Origin of the sequence: Vibrio sp. B1REV9, from assembly GCF_905175395.2 — a bacterium.
Lineage (GTDB): Bacteria > Pseudomonadota > Gammaproteobacteria > Enterobacterales > Vibrionaceae > Vibrio > Vibrio alfacsensis.
Window position 1 is genome coordinate 1621162 of sequence record NZ_HG992745.1, and the last position, 23523, is coordinate 1644684.

Consider the following 23523-nt stretch of genomic DNA (forward strand, 5'->3'; position numbering starts at 1 on the left):
TGTCGAAAACGTGCTTTGAAAGTTGAGGGCAGGAAATATTAGCTAATTGCAGCTAATCGATGATTTGAATCTAACAAATGGTTTGTGGATGCTAGACGCGCTTTGTCTGCATTGCCCGCCATTATCGCATCGTAAATTTGACGGTGTTCTTTTATGCATGTATTACCATCCTCAGATGAATACGCAATAAAGTTAACGAACATGGTGTTCAATATATTACCAAAGGGGAGGTAAAAATCATTTCCTGTAGCTTTGAAGATCAGGCTATGAAAACGTGTATCTATTTCCATCCAACGTGCTTGATCGAATTCATCTGCCTCTGCTACTTCGACCATTTGTTGAAAAGTTTCAGAGAGTTCTATGCGTTGATCCGCTGTCGCATGAATTGCTGCAAGTGCACAGGCTTCGGGCTCGATAGCACGTCGCAAGCCAAGAAATTGCCCACAAAACTTATCTGTATCGATGAGACCATCCATCCATTCTATTAGTTGGGGGTCCAAAAAATTCCAGTATTCACGATTGATAATGCGAGTGCCCACTTTCGGGCGAGACTCAAGTAGTCCTTTTGAGGTTAGCAACTTTACTGCTTCACGCAAGGCTGTGCGGCTAATACCGAATTGCTCACATAGAGCCATTTCGCCTGGAAGAATTGAACCCTGAGGCAGTTTTCCTGATAAAATTCCACGTGCGATTTCACGTGCTACTTGCACATGAAGGCTGCGCTTCGAGCCAGAGATAGAGCGAAATTCGTTAGCCATAAATCTTCACTTAATTGTTAAAAATGTATTATTTAATCACTACTATAACACTTGAATATTCTCGTACCAAGTGGATGCAGGTGTCTTATATCAGTGCATCTAGAACAACATTTTGTTGGTTTCCAAAGCAAATAGGTCCCAATGTAGTGGGTTTTGATTTGTTCCCAAGTCACTTGGAATGTAAGTTGACTTGGGGATTTGAAGATTAATATTAGTGGCGCCAATCGTAGAAAATAGCTAGTCGTCTTAGCTAGTGCGTTTTTGGTGAGCACTCTGGTCACTTATGCACTGTGATTGGTAGAAGTCTTGTTGGTTTTTTGTTTGTTGGAAGTAGTGAACTATGCCGCCAACCAATCGTTAGATACCTTGATAATGGCTTTTCGCACTGCCATTGCTTGGTTTATAGCAACAAGAGGACGATGAGGTTGCTGTACAGTAAAAACAACAAAGTCTAATGGCTGTAGATCGACAAATTTTTCGTCAATGATATCCTCGCTAAATGCCACGTCATTAGATTCGAAGTTATCTTCAGCAATGCTGCCAAAAGATTCTAAACTGTAGCCAAACCGTTCTTCTCCTGATAGGAGTATTTGTACATCTACGTATTTTCGGTGGCACTCTGATTTTCGTTCTTGCAATGATTGAGTATGATCATCTACAACGAAAAAGAATACATCCTCTCCCTTTATACTGTATCGGCCATTCTCAATAGTGTTATTGAGCTGTGCTTTAACCACATTAATGACCTCTAACAATTTGTGTGGTAGCTCAGGGCAGTTGCTTACGTTAGACAAATTTCCTTTAATCACAATGATCCTCAATCTTCATCTAATTAATCACTGATTCATTGTTCAGTGATGAGTTTTCTATTCAGTTTATGTCGCAGCTAAACGAGTGACAGACAATTCACTACTTGGAAGCATTACGAGTCCGATGGCATACAATAATGGTATTGTATTACTAATTGAGCCTGTCGAGAATATCCATAAATTTGACGCAGTACTCAAATTATCATTGTATACCGCTAAGGCCTTTGAATAGTTGAATTTACGCTTTCAGAGCTATCGAAATTGAACGGATAGTTTCTTTTTTATGGCGTTTTATAAGCGATTCGTGGAATACGTACTGACTTTCCAGAAATTCTGTTCGATAGGGGATCTTATTTTTTGAGTGGTGGTATAAAAGAGTAGTAACTCACTGAGAAAATGAGTTCAACCACTGTAGTCTGTTTTATATTATTAAAGCCGAGCTTGGAATGCTCGGCGTTGTATTTCTGAAGAGTGGGTCTTGATTACGTAGCGATCAAATAGACTGTGACTAGGCTGGAATACCACTATGAAACTTAAAGTCAGAATCCGGTGTTGAGATCAGCTCTGCTTCTATTTGTCCAAAGTAAGCTATTCTTTCACTGATGTCTTTACCTGCAATTTGCTCCGCTAGTACTAAATAATCTTGGTAATGACGAGCCTCTGAACGAAGCAGAGAGACATAGAATTTAGCGATGTCTTCTTCCATGTGTGGCGCCAGTTTCGCAAAACGTTCACAAGAACGCGCTTCAATATAAGCACCGATAATGAGTTTATCAATGAGAGTGTCTGGCTCATGTGTTTTCATGTGGGAAATGAGCGTCTTTGCATAGCGACTAGCCGGAATGTTTTTGTATTCCACTCCTCGGCTATCCATGATTTCCAGTACTTGGTAGAAGTGATGCAACTCTTCTTTGATCAGCAATACCATTTTGTCGATTAGATCTTGGCTGTAGGGCGAGTCTGACTTTGCCATGATCGATTTTGATATATTGCTTTTGCCTTTTAACGTCGTTAATGAGCCTGTTTTGCGGTAAGCGAAATCTTCATAAGGTTTGAACCAATCGAGCAGGGTATGTGAGCTTGCTTTGTCGACTGCGTATTTACGAATGAGGAACATAGCAGATTGACCCGCTTTTAATTCGCAAAGCAGATGATCGAGTAAAATGGTTGGCAGATTTTCTGGTTTTTTGGCTTGTTCAACCCATTCATCTGGGGTGCTGCACTGTAAGAATTGGTTAATTGGAGCCAAAAGGTCCTGATAGGCGTCGAGATTAATCATTTAATTATTAGTACTTTACATTCGAATTTGGATTGTCCTACTTGTGTTCTATCCACGAAGACACAAAACTAAGATATAAAAAAGGCTGCAAATGCAGCCTTTAATGGGATAGGACAGAAAGCTTGTGTGGAGTTTACCACTTTTTCTTTTCACCGAAGAGTGCTTCCATATCACTGTCTCGCTCTTTATCGACAATTTGTTGCATTTCAGCATCACTTTTGTCTTGGCGTCGTTTATCTAAGTCGCCAAGCATTTCTTCAAGTTTTTGTTTTGCTCTGATTGAGTAAGGGTCATTTTTTGTGCTTAACGCATCAATGCCTTTGCGTAGCAACTGTAGTGCGGTGCCTGGTTGGCCTCGTGCAATCGAATCGTTAGCGCGCTTAATGACGTTTTCAATGTTGATGCGAATTTGAATAGTTTCAAGGCGTCCATTTTCGATGACGTAAGTTTGCGTATCAATACGGCCTTTATTGTGCTCATTGCGAATGGTATCACGCAGACGCTTAACCAGTTTAAGCATCATGATGGCTTGCTTATCGCTGCTCGGCAGTTTGAACTTGGTGCTTTCGCCATCTTGACCGTTTTCATTGAGCTGTTCAATTTGCTGTTTTAAGTTCGTGATGCGCTGGGACAATTGCTTATTCTTTGGATCAAGATCAAGCATGCTCTCCAGAGCATCGAGAATGCGATTGTTTAGACACAGCAGTAACTCCTTGCTGAAAGGAATATGGTGTGCATGGCCAATCAACTCTTCTGTACCATCAATGAGGGCCACATAGCGCGCCGACTCCTGTCGTTTCGCGGTTTCGATCTTCAACTTGTACTGCAACATAATGTTATAGCCAAGGATCAGGACCAGTAGTATGGCTACCAAAGCAATTATTAAACCAATATTCATGTCTTTGCGTCTGCTTGTTACTTTACGGCTAGCGGTCAAGAATACATGAAACTTGACATAGTCGGCAGTAAATTTATTTGATTATTTTGCTCTAAACACGTTTTGTTACATCAATGGTTAAATTGCCATAGAACCATGATGTGTTCATCTGAATTAACAAGTGCAGCGAAATGCATAAGTTAGGAAGCTCTGGTATGTGTTTAAGCTATAAGTTAGAAAATACTGTTCATATCGTTGCTAAAGCGTTATAACTTATCATTATATCGAAAGTGGCTACGTGTATTTTGTGCAAGTTAGTCCTTACGATAGCAGTCGTCTTTGTTTTGATTATGAGTAAGGGATTACGATGAAGCTGCAACAACTGAAGTACATTGTTGAAGTTGTGAACCATAACTTAAATGTATCTGCTACGGCAGAGAGTTTATATACCTCACAGCCGGGTATTAGTAAGCAAGTTCGTTTACTTGAAGATGAGCTCGGTATCCAAGTCTTTGAGCGAAGTGGAAAACACCTCACTCAAGTAACGCCTGCGGGTGAAGAGATCGTTCGGATTTCTCAAGAGATATTGGCACGAGTAGAAAGCATCAAAGCAGTGGCAGGTGAACACACTCATCCAGAGATGGGGACGCTTAATATTTCAACCACTCACACTCAAGCGCGTTATGCGCTGCCGGATGTGATTAAAGGTTTTACTGCGCGCTATCCAAAAGTCTCGCTTCACATGCATCAAGGCACACCGTCACAGATGTCGGAAGCTATCGCTAAGGGAACGGCGAATTTTGCGATTGCGACAGAAGCCCTTCATCTGTACCAAGATGCAATCATGTTGCCTTGTTACCACTGGAATCGCTCGATCGTTGTGCCTAAAGACCACCCACTTGCGAAGAAACATACCATTACGATTCATGACTTGGCTGCTTATCCATTAGTTACTTATGTGTTTGGCTTTACGGGTCGCTCGGAATTGGATACCGCATTCAACCGTGAAGGTTTAACTCCTCGTGTTGTATTCACAGCAACAGATGCTGACGTTATTAAGACTTATGTTCGTATGGGTATTGGTGTTGGTGTGATCGCAAGCATGGCGGTTGATGAAGACCAAGACAGCGATCTGGTTGCTATAGATGCAAGCCATCTGTTTGGTGCGAGTACCACCAGTATTGGGTTCCGTCGTGGCACATTCTTACGCTCTTATATGTATGACTTTATGGAGCGTTTTGCACCTCACTTAACGCGCCCAGTAGTTGAGCAAGCGACCTCTCTAAAATCTAATGCAGAGATAGAAGAGATGTTTAAGGATATTGAGCTTCCAGTCAGATAACACTTCATTCAATTTGCAATTCCTCCTACAATCCACCACAAGTTGTAGGGGGAGTTATGAAAACGCGATTTCAATTCATTAATGATTGCTTAATTGAGCATCAATCATTGTGGCGATTTGAGCCATTCAAAAGCAGCATTGAATCATCATTACCATGGCAAGCAAAATACCCGCAACTTTGTCACTGGCTAGAATCATTGATCCCCTCTCAAATAGAAACGCTTAAAGCAAATCCTGAGCAGGTATTGGAAAAAGTAAGCACTTTGATGCCTGAAATCAAATTGCTTACAGAGATGACACTTCTTGAGCGTCTTCCTTTAAACGGTCTGCATTTAGAACGCGGGTTAGACAGTGGTATTCCAGGTCGTAAACTCGAACAAATTAGTGCGATGGGAGAGGCGGCCATTCAGCAGCATCAAGGTGAAGAGTGGCTTGAGTGGTGTTCTGGAAAAGGGTATTTAGGGCGAATTCTGACCACTCAAACGGGTGAACCTGTCACGAGTTTCGAATTTCAACAGGCGTTGTGTGAAGCAGGCCAACAGGCGGCAGATGAACATGATTGGAAGATGACGTTTATTCAAGGCGATGCATTTGATTTGCAAGCCAAGGCGGTATTTAAACCAAGTCATCACGCGGTCGCGCTGCATGCGTGTGGTGACCTGCATGTTCGCTTAATGCAGTATGGCAGTGAATGCGGCGTCGCAGCGATGACCATTTCGCCGTGTTGTTATCATTTGATTCAAGGCAATCACTACCAAGCTTTGTCGCAACAGGGTAGAGCATCATCTTTGTTGCTTTCCAAGGCAGAGCTTCGCATTCCATTGCAGCAAACCGTCACAGGGGGAGAACGCGTTCGCCGTCATCGTCAGCAAGAGATGATCTTTAGATTGGGATTTGACCTAATGACTCGTCGAGTTTTGGGATTTAAGGAATACCAAGCGGTTCCAAGCATTCGTAAGTCTCAACTAAGTGATGGGTTTGAATCATTGTGCCATTGGGCGGCAGAACAGAAAGATTGGGTGTTACCCGCAAATGTAGATTTTGCACAATTTGAGAGAGAGGCCGAGCAACGATTTTGGCACATGGAGCGCATAAGTTTGGTGCAACTTGTGTTTCAGCGTCCACTGGAAATTTGGCTTGCATTGGATAAAGCACTTTATCTTGAAGAACGTGGTTATCGTGTTAGATTAACAGAGTTTTGCGCTAAAAGTGTTACGCCTCGCAATATTTTAATTAACTCATATAAGAAATAGTTATTATTTATATTTAATGGATATAAATGAAAAACCCACTAAAAAGTGGGTTTTTGTAAATAAAACGTGACAATTTATGTGTTACTTTGTCATCAATTGAACATTGCGATGGCTTGTGCTGGCTCTACATACTCAAGGTCAAAGCTCTCTGCAACTTCTTTGCAAGTCACTTTCCCATGGATAACATTTAGGCCTTCAAGGAAGCCTTTATCCTCAAGAAGTGCTTCACGGTAGCCTTTGTTTGCAAGCCTAACAATGTAAGGAAGTGTCGCGTTGTTGAGCGCAAATGTAGAGGTACGAGCAACCGCACCCGGCATGTTGGCAACACAGTAGTGTACGACTTCGTCAACGATGTAAGTTGGATCGGCGTGGGTTGTTGCATGAGAGGTCTCAAAACAACCACCTTGGTCGATTGCAACGTCAACAATGGCGGCGCCGGGTTTCATTTTAGCGATGTGTTCTTTGGTTACTAGTTTAGGTGCCGCAGCGCCTGGGATAAGAACCGCGCCAATAACGAGGTCTGCTTCTAGAACATGCTTCTCGATAGCGTCTTCAGTAGAATAAACCACTTTAGCACGACCTTGGAATTCTTCATCTAGTCTGCGCAGTGTATCGACGTTGCGGTCTAGGATAGTCACGTCAGCACGAAGACCGACCGCCATACGAGCTGCGTTCGCACCAACGACACCACCGCCAACGACGACGACTTTTGCAGGTTCCACACCAGGTACGCCACCGAGTAATAAACCTCGGCCACCATGGGATTTTTCTAACGTTTGAGCACCTGCTTGGATAGACATCCGACCTGCCACTTCTGACATTGGTGCTAACAGTGGCAAACGACCCATATTATCTGTTACAGTCTCATAGGCTATACAGACAGCTTTGCTCTTGATTAGCTCATCAGTTTGTGGAAAATCTGGTGCTAGGTGTAAATAAGTAAATAAAATCTGCCCTTCGCGGAGCATTGCTCTCTCGACTGATTGAGGTTCTTTTACTTTTACAATCATGTCTGCTTTGGCAAAAACGTCAGCAGCAGTAGGAAGAATGGATGCGCCTACAGCGATGTAATCATCGTCTGAAAAACCGATGCCGGCACCCGCATTGGTTTCAACATAAACTTGGTGACCATGTGAGATAAGCTCTCTCACGCTAGCTGGGATCATGCCCACTCGGTATTCGTGGTTTTTGATTTCCTTTGGTACGCCAATGATCATCCTGTATCCTCTTTCTAAAATGGTTGTATTAACTGTTTGTAGGGTGTTATTGTCGAATTAACAACTAGTATAGTTGTTGAATTGTAAAATTTGGCACTAAATATTAAAAAGTTGTAGTATATTTTTTTGCAAGGAAGTAATAAGGTGGAATAAAAAATGGCAGACAACTATAAAAAGCCGTCCAAGGAACTAGACCGTATCGACCGCAACATTCTTAATGAACTGCAGAAAGACGGTCGTATTTCAAACGTTGAACTTTCAAAACGTGTAGGACTTTCTCCAACGCCATGTTTGGAGCGTGTACGTAGACTTGAGCGTCAAGGCTACATTACTGGGTATACTGCGTTACTAAATCCGCAGTTTCTTGATGCATCGTTGTTGGTGTTTGTAGAGATAACACTTAACCGTGGTGCGCCAGATGTATTTGAACAGTTCAATGCAGCCGTTCAAAAACTTGACGATATTCAAGAATGTCACCTTGTTTCTGGTGACTTTGACTATCTTCTAAAAACCCGCGTATCTGATATGGGGGCTTACCGTCGACTATTGGGTGACACACTGTTACGTCTACCAGGCGTAAATGACACTCGAACCTACGTCGTTATGGAAGAAGTTAAGCAAACTAACCAGCTTGTGATTAAAACGCGTTAATTTATTGCAAAGAAAGCGGAATAACCTACCGCTTTCGCGATAGATTCATTGGGTTTTTCTCTTTGATATGGTTAAATCAATTTACCGAGCGGCTTATGCCGCTCGGAATGTTTTGTTTATCCCTATTTCATTCCCATATTCAAGTTGATTTATGTTCAAAGAGAACGCAAAGAAAGTCGAAACGATCATTAAAACGAGTGAAGAGCCTCAGTCTTCACGTCTAAATGGCTTCCAACGCTTAAAAGAGTGCTGCTTTATCGTTGGCGTTCTTAGCTCAATATTGCTTGCCGTTGCGCTATTTACTTTCAGTCCAGCCGATCCATCATGGTCCCAAACCGCTTGGGGAGGAGAGATCAATAACGCTGGCGGTCTATTTGGTGCTTGGTTAGCCGATACCTTGTTTTTTACTTTTGGCTCTCTCGCATACCCATTACCAGTGTTGCTCACTATCGCTGCTTGGGTGATTTGCCGTAAGCGTTCAGAAGACGATCCTATTGACTTCATGCTTTGGGGAACGCGTTTACTTGGTTTAACCATCCTTATTCTGACAAGTTGTGGCCTTGCAGACGTTAACTTTGATGATATCTGGTATTTCTCATCAGGTGGCATTGTTGGTGACGTGCTGACGAATCTTGCGCTTCCAACGTTGAATGTCTTAGGCACCACGCTTGTTCTGCTCTTTTTGTGGGGCGCGGGCTTTACACTCTTTACCGGTATCTCATGGTTGACGATTGTGGAGTGGTTAGGTGATCGTGCGTTAAGTGTGATTGCAGCAGTGACGAATAAAGCGCGTGGAACAGAACAAGAAACGTTAGAGCCTCAACTCAATGCATTTGCAGAAGATAGAGTTGTTACCAAGCGAGTCAACGATGAGCTTGATGATGAACCATTGCCACATATGACGGCTTATGAGGTAGAGGAGCCAAAAGAGGCTTCTACGACGCATGAATACCCAATTTATGTGCCTCAGTCTGCAGTAGAGCAGCCTGCGAGCGTTAATTCTGCGCAGAAAGCGACTGCACACGTCCCTCAGCAAGAACCTACGGTTGCTCCTGCATATCACGCTATTGCGGGGAATGTAGACCCAAGCATTGAGCGTACTAAGCAACTTAACGTCACGATTGAAGAGCTTGAAGCCGCAGCGCAACAAGCGGACGACTGGGCAGATGAGTCGCAACCTTTAAATGAGCCTCAAGCTGTAAACGAATTTGCTGCACCGAGTATTTCACACGAGCACTCGATCCAATCGACGCCGGCTCATTCCTCACCGTATGTGGCGTCTGTATCCGATCAACAACACCTCGACCCGTTGTCCATGAATGAGCCAGACTACTCTGATTATGATCAGTATGAAGCGGAACAAGCTTATCATGGGCAGAATGCACCGCTTCAATCTGTGCCGCCTCAATCTGCACAACAGCAATCGGTGCAACAACAGCCAGCGCCACAGCATGAACCTGCCATTGATCCAGAGGCGTTAACTCAGATCAGTGAGCAAACAGAACCTAGTCATCATATTGAACCTACGATATCAAATTTAGATGTATTGGATGATGAAGACGACTATGTCACTGAACAACGACTGCATCCAGCAGAAGTCACTTCTCAACCTTCTGTCGCTGACACTGAGCAATTTTCAGAATCACATTTACATTCGTCATTGCCGTCTTCTGAGGAGTCTGCGCAATCAGCCATGACTGCACCCGTTATGCCTGCGTCGAACACGGCATCATCTTCTTCGCCTGTAGCGCCGACTGCCGTGTTTGAACCTGTTCAAAATGCGGTAGAAATTGAAGAGGTTCAAGAGTGTGACCAGGATGTGGCGGCATTCCAGAACTTAGTTTCGAATGCTCAAGCGAAAGTGGTCGCTCAGCAAAACCCATTCTTAGTACAGAAAGAACATAACTTGCCGGTGCCTGAAGAGCCTTTACCGACGCTAGAGCTCTTGTATCATCCAGAAAAACGCGAGAATTTCATTGATCGAGAAGCGCTTGAACAAGTTGCACGTTTGGTGGAAACAAAGCTGGCCGACTACAAGATCAAAGCGGATGTGGTGGGTATTTACCCAGGGCCAGTGATCACCCGCTTCGAATTGGACTTGGCTCCAGGCGTGAAAGTAAGTCGAATCTCAGGCCTGTCTATGGACTTAGCTCGTGCACTATCTGCAATGGCAGTTCGTGTCGTTGAAGTGATTCCGGGTAAACCTTATGTTGGTTTAGAATTGCCAAATATGAGTCGTCAAACGGTTTATCTTTCTGACGTAATCAGCAGCCCACAATTTGAAGAAGCGACATCGCCTACAACGGTAGTGCTTGGTCAAGATATCGCGGGTGAAGCCGTTATCGCCGATATCGCGAAAATGCCTCACGTACTCGTCGCGGGTACAACCGGTTCAGGTAAGTCGGTAGGTGTGAACGTTATGATCTTGAGTATGCTTTATAAGGCATCACCAGAAGATCTGCGCTTTATCATGATCGACCCGAAAATGCTGGAACTCTCAATTTACGAGGGTATTCCTCATCTTCTTGCTGAAGTTGTAACCGACATGAAAGATGCTTCCAATGCACTTCGTTGGTGTGTGGGAGAAATGGAACGTCGTTATAAACTGATGTCAGCACTGGGCGTGCGTAACGTGAAAGGCTTCAACGAGAAGCTGAAAATGGCAGCGGAAGCTGGTCACCCAATTCACGACCCATTCTGGCAAGAAGGCGACAGCATGGATACTGAGCCGCCGTTGTTGGAAAAATTGCCTTACATCGTAGTAGTGGTTGACGAATTTGCCGATCTAATGATGGTTGTGGGCAAGAAAGTTGAAGAACTGATCGCGCGTTTGGCACAGAAAGCTCGTGCGGCAGGTATTCACTTAATCCTTGCGACTCAGCGCCCATCAGTTGACGTTATTACTGGTTTGATCAAAGCAAACATTCCAACACGTGTTGCGTTTACGGTATCAACCAAGACCGACTCGCGCACCATCCTAGACCAAGGTGGTGCAGAATCATTGTTGGGTATGGGTGATATGCTTTACTTACCACCTGGCTCTAGCCACACAACGCGTGTGCACGGTGCGTTTGCTTCAGATGATGATGTTCATGCCGTAGTGAATAACTGGAAAGCGCGTGGTAAACCAAACTACATCGATGAGATTATCAGTGGTGATCAAGGCCCTGAGAGTTTACTCCCAGGAGAGCAAATGGAATCTGATGAAGAGATGGATCCATTGTTCGACCAAGTTGTTGAGCATGTTGTTCAGTCTCGAAGAGGTTCTGTATCGGGTGTGCAACGTCGCTTCAAAATCGGTTACAACCGCGCCGCTCGCATTGTAGAGCAACTCGAGGCACAAGGTATTGTTAGTGCTCCTGGTCATAACGGTAACCGTGAAGTTCTAGCGCCAGCGCCACCAAAAGATTAATGAACTTGTCTAACTCACTTCAGTCAAAATGAGGTGAGTTATTTAGGTCTTTGGCCCAATGATAGGTATTTGAATGAAAAAACGATTTTCAGCGACATTTTTCTCCGTATTCGTATTGAGCTTGTCTCTCTTCTCTACAGCACATGCAGCTTCAGCAAAAGATGAACTCAATAAGCGTCTAGCGATGAATGAGGGGTTCAGTGCAGACTTCTCGCAACAGGTGATCAGCCCAGAGGGTGAAACCATTATGGAAGGGGAGGGCTCAGTTGAAATCGCTCGTCCGAGTCTGTTTCGTTGGAGCACAACTTTCCCAGATGAAAACTTGTTGGTATCCGATGGTAAGTCGTTGTGGTATTACAGCCCGTTTATTGAGCAAGTGAGTATCTACGATCAAGCGCAAGCGACCGAACAAACACCTTTTGTTTTGCTTACCCGCAATCGCGCTAGCGACTGGGATAATTACACGATTTCACAAAAAGGCGATCAATTTACCCTTGTTCCAACGGCAATTGACTCCACGCAAGGTCAATTTCAGATTAATATTGATACAAAGGGTGTGGTTAACGGGTTCAATGTGATTGAGCAAGATGGCCAAAAAGGCCTGTTTGAGTTCAGCAACGTAAAACTCGGTAAGCCTAAAGCAGACAGATTTACATTCACAATCCCAGATGGTGTGGAAGTGGATGACCAAAGGAACTAATTGCTAGTGAGTAATTACACGTTAGATTTCTCTGGGGACGATGATTTTCGTCCCCTTGCTGCTCGTATGAGACCGGAAACCATTGAACAATACATTGGCCAGCAGCATATTCTTGGGCCGGGTAAACCACTGCGTCGTGCGTTAGAGGCAGGGCATATTCATTCTATGATTCTTTGGGGGCCTCCCGGTACTGGGAAAACCACTCTTGCGGAAGTCGCGGCAAATTATGCCAATGCCGAAGTGGAGCGTGTTTCTGCGGTAACCTCTGGTGTGAAAGAAATTCGTGTTGCTATCGAGAAAGCACGTGAAAATAAAATGGCAGGCCGTCGTACAATCCTATTTGTGGATGAGGTGCATCGCTTCAATAAATCACAGCAAGATGCGTTTTTGCCGCACATTGAAGATGGCACGGTGACATTTATTGGTGCGACAACAGAGAACCCATCTTTCGAATTGAATAACGCGTTATTGTCTCGCGCCCGTGTTTATAAACTCACTTCGTTAGACAAAGATGAAATCTTATTAGCTCTCAATCAAGCTATCAATGATAAGCAGCGTGGCTTAGGTGATACGCCAGCCCACTTTGCTGACAATGTACTTGAGCGCTTAGCTGAATTGGTAAACGGTGACGCTCGCATGTCACTTAATTATCTTGAGCTACTCTATGATATGGCTGAAGACAATGCGCAAGGCGAAAAAGAGATCACATTAAAGTTGCTTGCGGAAGTGGCAGGTGAAAAGGTGTCACGTTTCGATAAAAAAGGTGACATTTGGTATGATCTGATTTCTGCCGTGCATAAGTCGATTCGTGGCTCTAACCCAGATGCGGCGCTTTATTGGGCGGCGCGTATGATAGCGGCAGGTTGTGACCCATTGTATATTGCACGTCGATTACTCGCGATTGCATCTGAGGATGTCGGCAATGCGGATCCTCGTGCAATGCAAGTGGCACTCTCTGCATGGGATTGTTTTACGAGAGTTGGTCCGGCTGAGGGTGAGCGTGCCATTGCTCAGGCGATTGTCTACCTCGCATGTGCACCAAAGAGCAATGCGGTATACGTTGCGTGGAAACAAGCGCTCACAGACGCTCATAACCTCCCTGAATATGAAGTGCCGCATCACTTACGAAATGCCCCAACGAACTTAATGAAAGACATGGGGTATGGTGCTGAGTATCGTTACGCACATGATGAACCGGGGGCGTACGCGGCTGGTGAGCAATATTTACCACCAGAAATGGGCGAACGTAAGTATTATCAGCCAACAAATCGTGGTCTAGAGACCAAAATTGGCGAAAAGTTAGATTACTTGGCTACTTTAGATGCAAATAGCCCACAAAAGCGCTATGAAAAGTAGGCGTTTTTGGATACATTTATTCGATAAATTTTAAAGCGTGCCTGTTCGGATAAGGCGCGTGATTTCACAACAAAAAGCATAGGATTAACAATGCTGGATTCTAAATTACTTCGTACAGAGCTGGATGAAACAGCTGCTAAACTGGCGCGTCGTGGCTTTAAGCTAGACGTAGAGACTATTCGTAAACTTGAAGAACAACGTAAGTCCATTCAAGTAGAAGTTGAAAATTTACAATCCACGCGTAACTCCATCTCCAAGCAAATCGGCCAGAAAATGGCGGCTGGCGATAAAGAAGGCGCAGAAGAAATCAAGAAACAAATCGGTACGCTAGGTAGCGATCTTGATGCGAAGAAAGTTGAGCTTGACCAAGTTATGGCTCAACTTGATGAGTTCACTCTTTCTGTACCAAACATCCCTGCAGATGAAGTGCCAGATGGTAAAGATGAAAATGACAACGTAGAGATTTCTCGTTGGGGTGAGCCAAAAACTTACGATTTCGAATTGAAAGACCACGTTGACCTAGGTGAAATGGGTGGCGGTCTAGACTTTGCAAGCGCAGTTAAAATCACTGGCGCGCGTTTCATTGTGATGAAAGGTCAATTTGCTCGTCTACACCGTGCAATTGCTCAGTTCATGCTTGATCTTCACACAGAAGAGCACGGCTACACAGAAATGTACGTACCTTACCTAGTTAACTCTGACAGCCTATTTGGTACTGGTCAGCTACCTAAGTTTGGTAAAGATCTTTTCCACACTGAGCCACTAGTTGAAAAAGTGAACGATGAAGAGCCTCGTAAGCTGTCTTTGATCCCAACAGCAGAAGTGCCTGTAACCAACCTAGTACGTGATACGATTTCTGACGAAGCGGATCTACCGCTTAAGATGACAGCGCACACGCCATGCTTCCGTTCTGAAGCGGGTTCTTACGGCCGTGATACTCGTGGTCTGATTCGTATGCACCAGTTCGATAAAGTTGAGCTAGTACAAATCACTAAGCCAGAAGATTCAATGAACGCGCTAGAAGAGCTAACAGGTCACGCTGAGAAAGTTCTACAACTTCTAGAACTTCCTTACCGTAAAGTGGTTTTATGTACGGGTGATATGGGCTTTGGTTCTCACAAAACTTACGATCTAGAAGTGTGGGTTCCTGCTCAAGGTACATACCGTGAGATCTCATCATGTTCTAATATGGGTGATTTCCAAGCTCGTCGTATGCAAGCGCGTTTCCGTCGTAAAGGCGAGAAGAAACCTGAACTTGTGCACACGCTAAACGGTTCTGGTCTAGCGGTAGGTCGTACCATGTTGCAATCCTAGAAAACAACCAAGAAGCAGACGGCCGCATTGCAATCCCAACAGTACTCCAGAAATACATGGGCGGCGCAACGCACATCGGTTAATTTATTAATCGTTAGAACACCAAAACCCAGCCTCCGTGCTGGGTTTTTTGTTATCAGTGTCGAGTTAAGGTTAACTATTACAAATAGGTAATAGTGTTTTTGAATTTGCTCTAATTATTTTGCTATTTGTAATCGATATAATCATCCACCTTACCACGGTAAGTAGATTTTCTCATTCAAGTAACGAGGAGGGCTTATGGCCGTAGGGTGGGCAAATGACGATAGCGTCAGCCAACAAATTCAAAATACCATAGACGATGAGATATCACGTGTTCGGTGCAGTATCCACCAGGGCGAAAGTGCCCATTACTGTGATGAATGCGGCGATAAGATTCCTGATGCGCGTCGAACTGCAATGAAAGGCGTTCGTTTATGTATCGAGTGCCAATCCACACTAGAACTGGTGTCTGAGCGTCATGCATTATTCAATCGACGAGCGAGTAAAGACAGTCAACTTCGATAGTTGTAATTACCTATTTAATAATTAGACAAGTGGCCTGACAAAAAACGGTTTGAGTGACATGCTCAAACCGTTCTTGTTTTAATCTTTTCTACATATTTTTTGAATTTAATGAGAACGAATTAGGCAAAGCAATCTTTACGTTGAAGTGCAGCATCAATGGCATTCACCAACTTCTCAATGTGGTTCGGATGACTGATGAATGGCGGCATCATGTAAATCAGTTTGCCAAATGGACGAATCCAAACACCATGCTCAACAAAGAGAGCTTGGATGGTTTCCATATTCACGGGACGATGGGTTTCCACTACACCAATAGCACCAAGCCAGCGCGTATTCTTAACTAAATCGTATTGCTCTAACTTCGGTAATAACTCAGAAAACAACATTTCAATTTGTTTTGTTTGGTGTGTCCATTCCCCTTGTTCTATGAGCTCTAAACTTGCTGTCGCTACGGCGCAAGCAAGTGGGTTACCCATAAAGGTTGGGCCATGCATGAAGCAACCAGCCTCGCCCCCGCATACTGTGTCTGCCACATGCTTACTAGTAAGTGTGGCGGAGAGTGTCATATAGCCGCCTGTCAGCGCTTTACCTATGCACAGAATATCAGGCTGAATATTGGCGTGCTCACAAGCAAACAGTTTTCCTGTACGACCAAACCCGGTGGCGATTTCATCCGCGATCAGTAATAGCCCGTGTTTATCACAAAGCCGACGGACACCTTTCAAGAATTCTGGGTGGTAAATACGCATTCCACCGGCACCTTGCACGATAGGTTCTAGGATTACGGCAGCAAGTTCATGGCTGTGCTGTGTGATCTCCTGTTCGAAATCTTGTAAGTCTTCTGGTTGCCACTCATCCCAATACCCGCATGCAGGTGACTCGGCAAAAATATGCTCAGGTAGAAAGCCTTTGTAGAGCGAATGCATGGAGTTGTCCGGGTCGGTGACCGACATGGCCGCAAACGTATCACCATGATAGCCGTGTCGCAAAGTTAGAAATTTTGGTCTGCGTTCGCGTTTCGCATGCCAATATTGCAGTGCCATTTTCAAGCTTACTTCCACGGCAACAGAGCCAGAGTCCGCAAGAAACACATGCTCAAGGTTACTTGGTGTCAGAGAAAGAAGTTTTTTGCACAAGTTAATGGCGGGTTGGTGGGTAATGCCGCCAAACATCACGTGAGAAACCTGATCAATTTGTTGATGCGCGGCTTGGTTTAAATGTGGATGGTTGTAGCCGTGAATGGTTGACCACCATGACGACATGCCATCTATCAACTCTGTTCCATCCTCTAGTTTTAGGTACACACCGTGTGCGGAAGCAACAGGGTAGCAGGTCAGAGGTGTTAGTGTTGAAGTATAGGGATGCCAGATGTGCTGGCGATCGAACGCGAGATCCATGTGCTATTCCAATAATGTGTAGATTAAAAAACAAGCAAGTGTAAACTTTACAATTTGTTGTTGTGTTGACAGTTTATCGAGACTCAGTAGACTGTCAACACAACAACAAAAGTGACTAAAGGAATACACGTGGAAGTTCGTCATAACTGGACGCATGCTGAAGTACGAGAACTGATGGAAAAACCTTTCATGGATCTTCTATTTGAAGCTCAGCTTGTTCATCGCCAATATCAACAAGCCAACCATGTTCAAGTAAGTACGCTCCTATCAATTAAAACTGGTGCCTGTCCGGAAGACTGTAAGTACTGTCCGCAAAGTGCTCGATACACCACCGACATAGAAAAAGAACGTCTAATGGAGGTTGAGCGCGTGTTGGATGCCGCGCTAAAAGCCAAGAATGCTGGGTCGACGCGCTTCTGTATGGGGGCTGCGTGGAAGAACCCTAAAGAGCGTGACATGCCACATTTGACAGACATGATCAAAGGCGTGAAAGAGATGGGTTTAGAAACATGTATGACCCTTGGTATGTTAACGCCAGATCAGGCGAATCAACTTGCGGCGGCAGGCCTTGATTACTACAACCACAACCTGGACACCTCGCCGGAGTTTTACGGCAACATCATTACCACACGCACCTATCAAGATCGTTTGAATACCCTGTCTCATGTTCGTGATGCGGGTATGAAGATCTGTTCCGGTGGTATCATTGGTATGGGAGAAAGTGTGAATGACCGTGCAGGTTTGTTTGTCGAGTTGGCGAACTTGCCAGTGCACCCTGAAAGTGTCCCAATCAACATGTTAGTAAAAGTCAAAGGCACGCCTTTAGAGAAAGTCGAAGATGTTGAGCCGTTTGATTTCATTCGGTTAATTGCTGTCGCCCGAATTATGATGCCTCAATCGGCTGTTCGTTTATCGGCAGGTCGTGAAAATATGAACGAGCAAATGCAAACACTGTGCTTTATGGCGGGAGCGAACTCGGTTTTCTACGGTTGTAAGCTGCTGACAACACCAAATCCATCAGAAGATAAAGACATGATGTTATTCAGTAAACTGGGTATCAACCGTCAAGAGGTCTCCCAAAAACCGGATGAAATTGAAGAAAACGAATTGCTCGATCGCGTGGTAGAGCGTGTCGCAGCAAGACCAGCAAAAGACGATTTGTTCTACGATGCCAGCGTTTAAGAATCGTATTGAGTCTGCACTTGCTGAGCGAAAAAAATCGGGGCTTAACCGAACCATGAATGTGGTGTTTTCTGGTAACCAATCGATTTTGGAAAATGATGGAAAACGCTACATCAATTTTTCCAGTAATGACTATTTAGGATTAGCGAATGATCAGGCGCTCGTCCATGCATGGCAACAAGGGCTCAGTGTTTACGGCAGTGGCAGTGGTGCATCACCCATGGTGACAGGATTTAGCGCAGCTCATAGTAATCTTGAAGCGGCACTTACCGAATGGCTTGGTTATGAGAGGGCAATCCTATTTGGCTCAGGGTTCAGTGCCAATCAAGCTCTACTATTTACGTTATTAGATAAATCTGACGTACTGATACAAGACCGATTGAACCACGCCTCTCTGATGGAGGCTGGTGCGTTATCTCCAGCGAAGATGAAGCGCTTTAAACACAACGATATAAAACACCTTGAGTCGATGCTTGATTGTGAAAGTAATCATTTGGTTGTGACGGAGGGTGTATTCAGTATGGATGGGGATTGCGCGCCACTCAAAGACATCGCTACTGTCACTCAAGCGCCCAATACGTGGTTAGCGGTAGATGATGCGCATGGTATCGGAGTGTTAGGAGAATCGGGAGGAGGCTCCTGTGAGTTATCGAATATCAAACCCGAGATCTTAGTCGTTACTTTCGGTAAAGCCTTTGGTATGTCGGGTGCGGCAATTTTGTGTGGTGCAAGCACTGGGGATTATTTAACGCAGTTTGCAAAACACCATGTGTATTCTACCGCGATGCCACCGGCCCAAGCCTACGCACTAACACATGCCGTGAGTATGGTTCAGCAGCAGTCGTGGCGTCGAGAAAAGTTGACAGAGCTTAGCCAGTATTACCAAGAGTATCTGGGGGAATTATCCGGCTTTGTCGACACGCAGACTCCCATCAAACCGTTTGTTATTGGTGAGCCGGAATTAACATTGAATGTAGCAAAATTATGTCGAAATAACGGAATATGGGTCACGGCTATTCGTCCTCCCACAGTGCCAAAAGGCACATCAAGACTTCGTATCACGCTCACTTCAAATCACAGTAAAGAACAAATAAAAACGCTTTCAATCGCCTTAAAACAAGCATTAGGAGAGCGATAATGGAAAATGCACAACGTATAGCATTTGAAAATTATCATATGAATAAAGAAGCCATTGCCACATCTTTTGGTAAAGCTGCCGAAACGTATGATAAGCATGCTGCATTTCAACGCGATGTGGGATGTCGCCTGCTCGATAAACTCCCGAGCGATTTGTCCAATAAGCGGATTTTGGATTTAGGCTGTGGCACTGGATATTTTTCTCATCTTCTGAGAGAACGCGGAGCAGAAGTTGTTTGTGCGGATATCTCTCAAGCTATGCTCGATAAGGCAAAGCAGCGTTGTGGTGAGGAACGAATGCACTATGAGCTGGCTGATGCAGAGAATTTGCCGTTTGATGATGATAGTTTCGATTATGTATTTTCGAGTCTTGCGCTTCAATGGTGTGTGGATTTGAGTTCCCCTTTAAGAGAAATTCGCCGAGTCTTAAAGGAGGGAGGGCAGGGATGTTTTACGACATTAGTGGATGGTTCCCTGTATGAGTTGCGTGAGGCGTGGTCAAAAATTGATACATATCAACACGTGAATAACTTTGTTAGCATCAATCAGGTAAAAATTGCGTTAGCGCAATCTTGGTGCCACAACCATCATCTAGACTTGACCACCATCACAGTTTGGTATGATTCAGCGTTTTCTGTAATGCGTGATCTCAAAGGCATTGGTGCAAATCACGTAAGTGGACGCTCACATGGTTTGACAAGTCGTCGCACATTATTACAAGTTGAGCATGCGTACCAAGCATTTAGAAACGATCAAGGTCTTTTACCTGCAAGTTATCAGGTTTGTTTTGGAGTAATACATCTATGATTGATGCTTTTTTTATTGCTGGTACGGATACTGATGTTGGTAAAACGGTAGCGTCGAAAGCTATTCTGCAAGCATTAGCAGAAAAAGGATTAAATACTATTGGTTACAAACCAGTAGCATCAGGCAGTGATAAAACTGCCGAAGGTTTACGAAACTCTGACGCGTTGCATTTACAAAATGCAGCTACGTTAGAGGTGGCTTATGACGATGTGAATCCATACGCTTTGGAATTACCTGCTTCTCCTCACATCGCAGCAAAGCACGAACATGTAGAAATCAAATATGAAGTGCTGAGTGAAAAGCTCGCTCAACACAAAGAACAATCAGACATCGTTCTTGTTGAAGGTGCTGGTGGTTGGCGTGTACCTGTATCAGATACAGATAGCCTTTCGACTTGGGTACAGCAAGAACAGCTTCCGGTCGTTCTGGTTGTAGGTATCAAGCTGGGTTGTTTGAGCCACGCACTGTTAACCGCAGAGATCATCAAAGCGGATGGTTTGAATCTCGTTGGCTGGGTGGCAAACCGAGTAAACCCTGGTACCGAGCATTATGCTGAGATTATCGATATGCTAGAAGATCGCCTTGATGCACCTAAACTTGGCGAAATCCCTTATATTCCAAGCGCGAAGCGTAAAGATCTAGGCAAATACATTAACGTTGAGCCGTTGCTAAACGCTTAAAGGCTTCGCGATTCAATAAATACAAAAAGGGCTGCGCAATGCAGCCCTTTTCTCATGTAAACTTTTGTGTCTAATCGTAAGATCCGACGCTCAGTTTATTTTTCTTGGCTAAGCCCCATCAAAGCTTGCTGTGTTTCAGCAACGCGCTTTGACATGTGAGCGTCAGTTGAAATACCAAGTTGTTGTTTTGCCTCATCCTCTGAGATACCTAGATGACAACAAAGTAGGTCGATAGCCATTTGATAGTCGTTAGTTTCTACCATGATTTTTCCCTCAAGACATGGAAGTTTGGAACGGCTTTATTGTCCTTAAAGCTCGTCCCGTATCGTTCATCTAAGCTGAATCTAGCACGTACAGATAGTCGCACAATAAGACCAAAGTCTATACTGGCACTAACATACTGTTTTTAGAGCGAGTTAATTTTAAGTTTTATTTCATTCTCGAAAACAAATGTTGCAATTTATTGCTTAACCTTGTTTTTAACCGCGCTAGACTATATCTATAACGCAACGAAGCTCGAATCCATTTTGAGCTTCATAAAACTATAAGCTTCCTCGGAGAAAAGTAATGAAGCGAATTATGTTATTCCTAGCAACTAACCTAGCCGTAGTGCTTGTGCTTAGTGTTGTTCTGAATATTGTTTACGCTGTAACTGGAATGCAACCTGGCAGCCTTTCTGGCTTGTTAGTGATGGCTGCGGTATTTGGTTTTGGTGGTGCATTCATCTCTTTGATGATGTCAAAAGGTATGGCACTACGCTCTGTTGGCGGTATGGTTATCGAAACCCCGCGTAACGAAACAGAACATTGGCTGCTAGAAACAGTCGGTCGTCAAGCTCAACAAGCGGGCATCGGTATGCCTACGGTCGCTATTTATGATGCAGCTGACATCAACGCATTTGCCACGGGAGCAAAACGTGATGATTCATTAGTGGCGGTTTCAACCGGTCTTTTGCATAACATGACGCGCGATGAAGCAGAGGCGGTATTGGCACACGAAGTCAGCCACATTGCTAATGGCGATATGGTAACCATGACGCTGATGCAAGGTGTGGTAAACACATTTGTTATCTTCTTGTCTCGTTTCATCGCAAACATCGTTGCTTCGAATGATGATGAAGAAGGTCAAGGTACAAACATGATGGTTTACTTTGGTGTCTCTATGGTGCTTGAACTGGTATTCGGTTTCCTAGCGAGCTTCCTAACCATGTGGTACAGCCGTCATCGTGAATTTTACGCAGATGCGGGTGCGGCGAAATTGGTAGGTAAAGAGAAAATGATTGCTGCATTAGAACGTTTGAAAATGAGTCATGAATCTCAACTCGACGGTACTATGATGGCATTTGGTATCAACGGTAAACGCTCTATGACAGAGCTTTTAATGAGCCACCCTCCATTAGACAAGCGTATTGCGGCATTACGTAGCCAGCAGTACTAAGATACTTTTTGCAAAGTAATCGCCTATACTAACTAATAATATTCTGAAAAGGCTTGGTTTTTTAACCAAGCCTTTTTTGTATCTGTTGATCTCTGAGCGACGCCACTGCGTATCAAGTTACAGAAACAAAGTTATACAAAAATAATTTTGTACAACTTTATTAGCTAAACTATCTTGTACATATAATAAATTTGTACAACTACTGGCAAAAAGTAGGAGCATTGAAATGGATATTCGATCAGTTGGCAATATTTACCAGAATTTAAGTAAGGCGAATTTGCACTTGCTTGAAGAGGTTTATCATCAAGATGTCGTGTTTGAAGACGCCGCTCATCGCCTCGAGGGATGGCCTGCGCTGTCTGATTATTTTCAATCTTTGTACACCAATGTGATTCGTTGTGACTTTACTATTCATGACCACCAACAGGTTGGTGATACTGGATTTTTAACGTGGACGATGGATCTTCAGCATCCCAAACTTCAAAAGGGCGCCCCGATTTCAGTGAATGGGGTATCGCATCTCAAATTTGATGAGGGTCAGGTGATTTACCATCGAGACTACTTTGATTTGGGAGAAATGCTGTATGAAAACCTCCCTTTGCTTGGATCGGTAGTGAAAACCATTAAGCAGAGGTTGGGGCAATGAGTCGTGCGATCCTCATTACAGGCGCGACCTCTGGGATCGGGAAGCAGCTTGCTGTGGACTACGCTAAACAGGGATGGAAAGTGCTTGCTTGTGGGCGCAATCAACAAGTGCTGTCTGAGTTAGAAGAGACATCACATAACATCGTCTCCTTGCGTTTCGATGTGACCGACTATGACGAGACGATAAGAACGTTATCCACCTTACCATTCACACCAGATACTTGGTTTTTTAACGCAGGTGACTGCGAGTATATGGATAACGGAGTCGTAGATGCGAAACTTATGGCGCGAGTAATGAACGTGAACGTCATTGGCATCGCAAACTGTGTTGAAGCATGTCAATCCCAGTTTCAACGAGGGCATCGCGTTGTCATTGTCGGCTCTATTGCGTCGGAAGTGGCTTTACCTAGAGCAGAGGCATATGGCGCATCGAAAGCAGCAGTAAGTTACTTTGCCCGAACCTTGGCTGTCGATTTGAAGCCTAAAGGTATCAACGTTGTGACGGTTTTTCCTGGATTCGTTGAAACCCCTCTTACCGATAGAAACACGTTTGACATGCCAATGATCGTTTCAGTTGTTCAGGCGTCAGAAGCAATTCGAAATCAACTCAACGCCAACAAGAGTCACATTTATTTCCCCGCGAGATTTACCGGTATTTTACGCTTGATCTCGTTGCTTCCCTATAGCTGGCAAGCCCGGTTAACCGCAAAACTCGTATCCTAAG

General features: G+C 44.3%; 21 protein-coding genes and 1 pseudogene. 15 read left to right on the plus strand and 7 right to left on the minus strand.

Translation table 11 applies throughout. The annotated features are described in order from the left end of the window. Positions 1-38: 38 nt before the first annotated feature. From KHN78_RS12975 to KHN78_RS12990, 4 genes are all read right to left on the minus strand, one after another. Positions 39-758, minus strand: a complete 720-nt coding sequence (locus KHN78_RS12975) for a FadR/GntR family transcriptional regulator (RefSeq protein ID WP_211916335.1) — start codon at positions 756-758, stop codon at positions 39-41. Positions 759-1096: 338 nt separating this feature from the next. Further along, entirely contained in the window at positions 1097-1567 is a 471-nt protein-coding gene (locus tag KHN78_RS12980) for a YhcH/YjgK/YiaL family protein (protein ID WP_211916336.1), read from the minus strand. 508 nt (positions 1568-2075) lie between these two features. After that, complete coding sequence (miaE, locus tag KHN78_RS12985) at positions 2076-2846, minus strand: tRNA isopentenyl-2-thiomethyl-A-37 hydroxylase MiaE (RefSeq protein WP_211916337.1); 771 nt, start codon at positions 2844-2846, stop codon at positions 2076-2078. 133 nt (positions 2847-2979) lie between these two features. Next, complete coding sequence (locus KHN78_RS12990) at positions 2980-3744, minus strand: DNA repair protein (RefSeq protein WP_211916338.1); 765 nt, start codon at positions 3742-3744, stop codon at positions 2980-2982. 346 nt (positions 3745-4090) lie between these two features. Here KHN78_RS12990 and cysB point away from each other — a divergent pair, with 346 nt between their 5' ends. Further along, positions 4091-5065: an HTH-type transcriptional regulator CysB gene (gene cysB / locus KHN78_RS12995; protein ID WP_128810614.1), complete on the plus strand. Its 975-nt coding sequence runs from the start codon at positions 4091-4093 to the stop codon at positions 5063-5065. 56 nt (positions 5066-5121) lie between these two features. After that, positions 5122-6318 carry a methyltransferase gene (locus KHN78_RS13000; protein ID WP_211916339.1) on the plus strand — a complete coding sequence of 399 codons (1197 nt, stop codon included), beginning with the start codon at positions 5122-5124 and terminating at the stop codon, positions 6316-6318. 92 nt (positions 6319-6410) lie between these two features. Here KHN78_RS13000 and ald read toward each other — a convergent pair whose 3' ends face one another. Continuing rightward, positions 6411-7535 (minus strand): alanine dehydrogenase, encoded by a 1125-nt coding sequence (ald, locus tag KHN78_RS13005; protein WP_211916340.1) that lies wholly within the window; start codon positions 7533-7535, stop codon positions 6411-6413. Between the two features lie 156 nt (positions 7536-7691). On the opposite strand from ald, the gene lrp reads away from it, so the two are divergent. The 6 genes and pseudogenes from lrp (at position 7692) to KHN78_RS13035 (ending at position 15514) form a co-directional block, all read left to right on the plus strand. Further along, complete coding sequence (lrp, locus tag KHN78_RS13010; protein WP_005437169.1) at positions 7692-8186, plus strand: leucine-responsive transcriptional regulator Lrp; 495 nt, start codon at positions 7692-7694, stop codon at positions 8184-8186. A gap of 151 nt (positions 8187-8337) precedes the next feature. Further along, positions 8338-11598, plus strand: a complete 3261-nt coding sequence (locus KHN78_RS13015; protein ID WP_211916341.1) for a DNA translocase FtsK 4TM domain-containing protein — start codon at positions 8338-8340, stop codon at positions 11596-11598. 73 nt (positions 11599-11671) lie between these two features. Then, complete coding sequence (lolA, locus tag KHN78_RS13020) at positions 11672-12298, plus strand: outer membrane lipoprotein chaperone LolA (protein ID WP_211916342.1); 627 nt, start codon at positions 11672-11674, stop codon at positions 12296-12298. Then, positions 12299-13654, plus strand: coding sequence for a replication-associated recombination protein A (locus KHN78_RS13025; protein ID WP_317984248.1), 1356 nt, complete (start codon positions 12299-12301; stop codon positions 13652-13654). A 90-nt stretch (positions 13655-13744) separates the two neighbouring features. Beyond that, positions 13745-15051, plus strand: a pseudogene (gene serS, locus KHN78_RS13030) (serine--tRNA ligase). 196 nt (positions 15052-15247) lie between these two features. Further along, positions 15248-15514, plus strand: a complete 267-nt coding sequence (locus KHN78_RS13035; protein ID WP_211916344.1) for a DksA/TraR family C4-type zinc finger protein — start codon at positions 15248-15250, stop codon at positions 15512-15514. A gap of 119 nt (positions 15515-15633) precedes the next feature. On the opposite strand, the gene bioA is transcribed toward KHN78_RS13035, so the two are convergent. Next, positions 15634-16911, minus strand: coding sequence for an adenosylmethionine--8-amino-7-oxononanoate transaminase (gene bioA, locus KHN78_RS13040; RefSeq protein WP_211916345.1), 1278 nt, complete (start codon positions 16909-16911; stop codon positions 15634-15636). A gap of 129 nt (positions 16912-17040) precedes the next feature. On the opposite strand from bioA, the gene bioB reads away from it, so the two are divergent. From bioB to bioD, 4 genes are read left to right on the plus strand one after another with little or no spacing between them, the layout of a single operon-like run. Further along, entirely contained in the window at positions 17041-18093 is a 1053-nt protein-coding gene (gene bioB, locus KHN78_RS13045) for a biotin synthase BioB (protein WP_211916346.1), read from the plus strand. Further along, a complete protein-coding gene (gene bioF / locus KHN78_RS13050) occupies positions 18080-19231 on the plus strand; it encodes an 8-amino-7-oxononanoate synthase (protein ID WP_211916550.1) in 1152 nt (383 codons plus the stop codon). Before bioB ends, bioF begins: the two co-directional genes overlap by 14 nt. Continuing rightward, the gene (gene bioC / locus KHN78_RS13055; protein WP_211916347.1) at positions 19231-20037 is read left to right on the plus strand and encodes a malonyl-ACP O-methyltransferase BioC; all 807 of its coding nucleotides are present in this window, start codon (positions 19231-19233) and stop codon (positions 20035-20037) included. Before bioF ends, bioC begins: the two co-directional genes overlap by 1 nt. Then, positions 20034-20717: a dethiobiotin synthase gene (gene bioD, locus KHN78_RS13060; RefSeq protein ID WP_211916348.1), complete on the plus strand. Its 684-nt coding sequence runs from the start codon at positions 20034-20036 to the stop codon at positions 20715-20717. Before bioC ends, bioD begins: the two co-directional genes overlap by 4 nt. A gap of 95 nt (positions 20718-20812) precedes the next feature. On the opposite strand, the gene KHN78_RS13065 is transcribed toward bioD, so the two are convergent. After that, positions 20813-20980 (minus strand): hypothetical protein, encoded by a 168-nt coding sequence (locus KHN78_RS13065; protein ID WP_010449198.1) that lies wholly within the window; start codon positions 20978-20980, stop codon positions 20813-20815. A 304-nt stretch (positions 20981-21284) separates the two neighbouring features. Here KHN78_RS13065 and htpX point away from each other — a divergent pair, with 304 nt between their 5' ends. The 3 genes from htpX (at position 21285) to KHN78_RS13080 (ending at position 23522) form a co-directional block, all read left to right on the plus strand. Further along, the gene (htpX, locus tag KHN78_RS13070) at positions 21285-22154 is read left to right on the plus strand and encodes a protease HtpX (protein ID WP_128810625.1); all 870 of its coding nucleotides are present in this window, start codon (positions 21285-21287) and stop codon (positions 22152-22154) included. Positions 22155-22380: 226 nt separating this feature from the next. After that, positions 22381-22800 carry a nuclear transport factor 2 family protein gene (locus KHN78_RS13075; RefSeq protein ID WP_211916349.1) on the plus strand — a complete coding sequence of 140 codons (420 nt, stop codon included), beginning with the start codon at positions 22381-22383 and terminating at the stop codon, positions 22798-22800. Then, positions 22797-23522: an SDR family oxidoreductase gene (locus tag KHN78_RS13080; protein WP_211916350.1), complete on the plus strand. Its 726-nt coding sequence runs from the start codon at positions 22797-22799 to the stop codon at positions 23520-23522. Before KHN78_RS13075 ends, KHN78_RS13080 begins: the two co-directional genes overlap by 4 nt. The last annotated feature ends 1 nt before the right edge of the window (position 23523 follow it).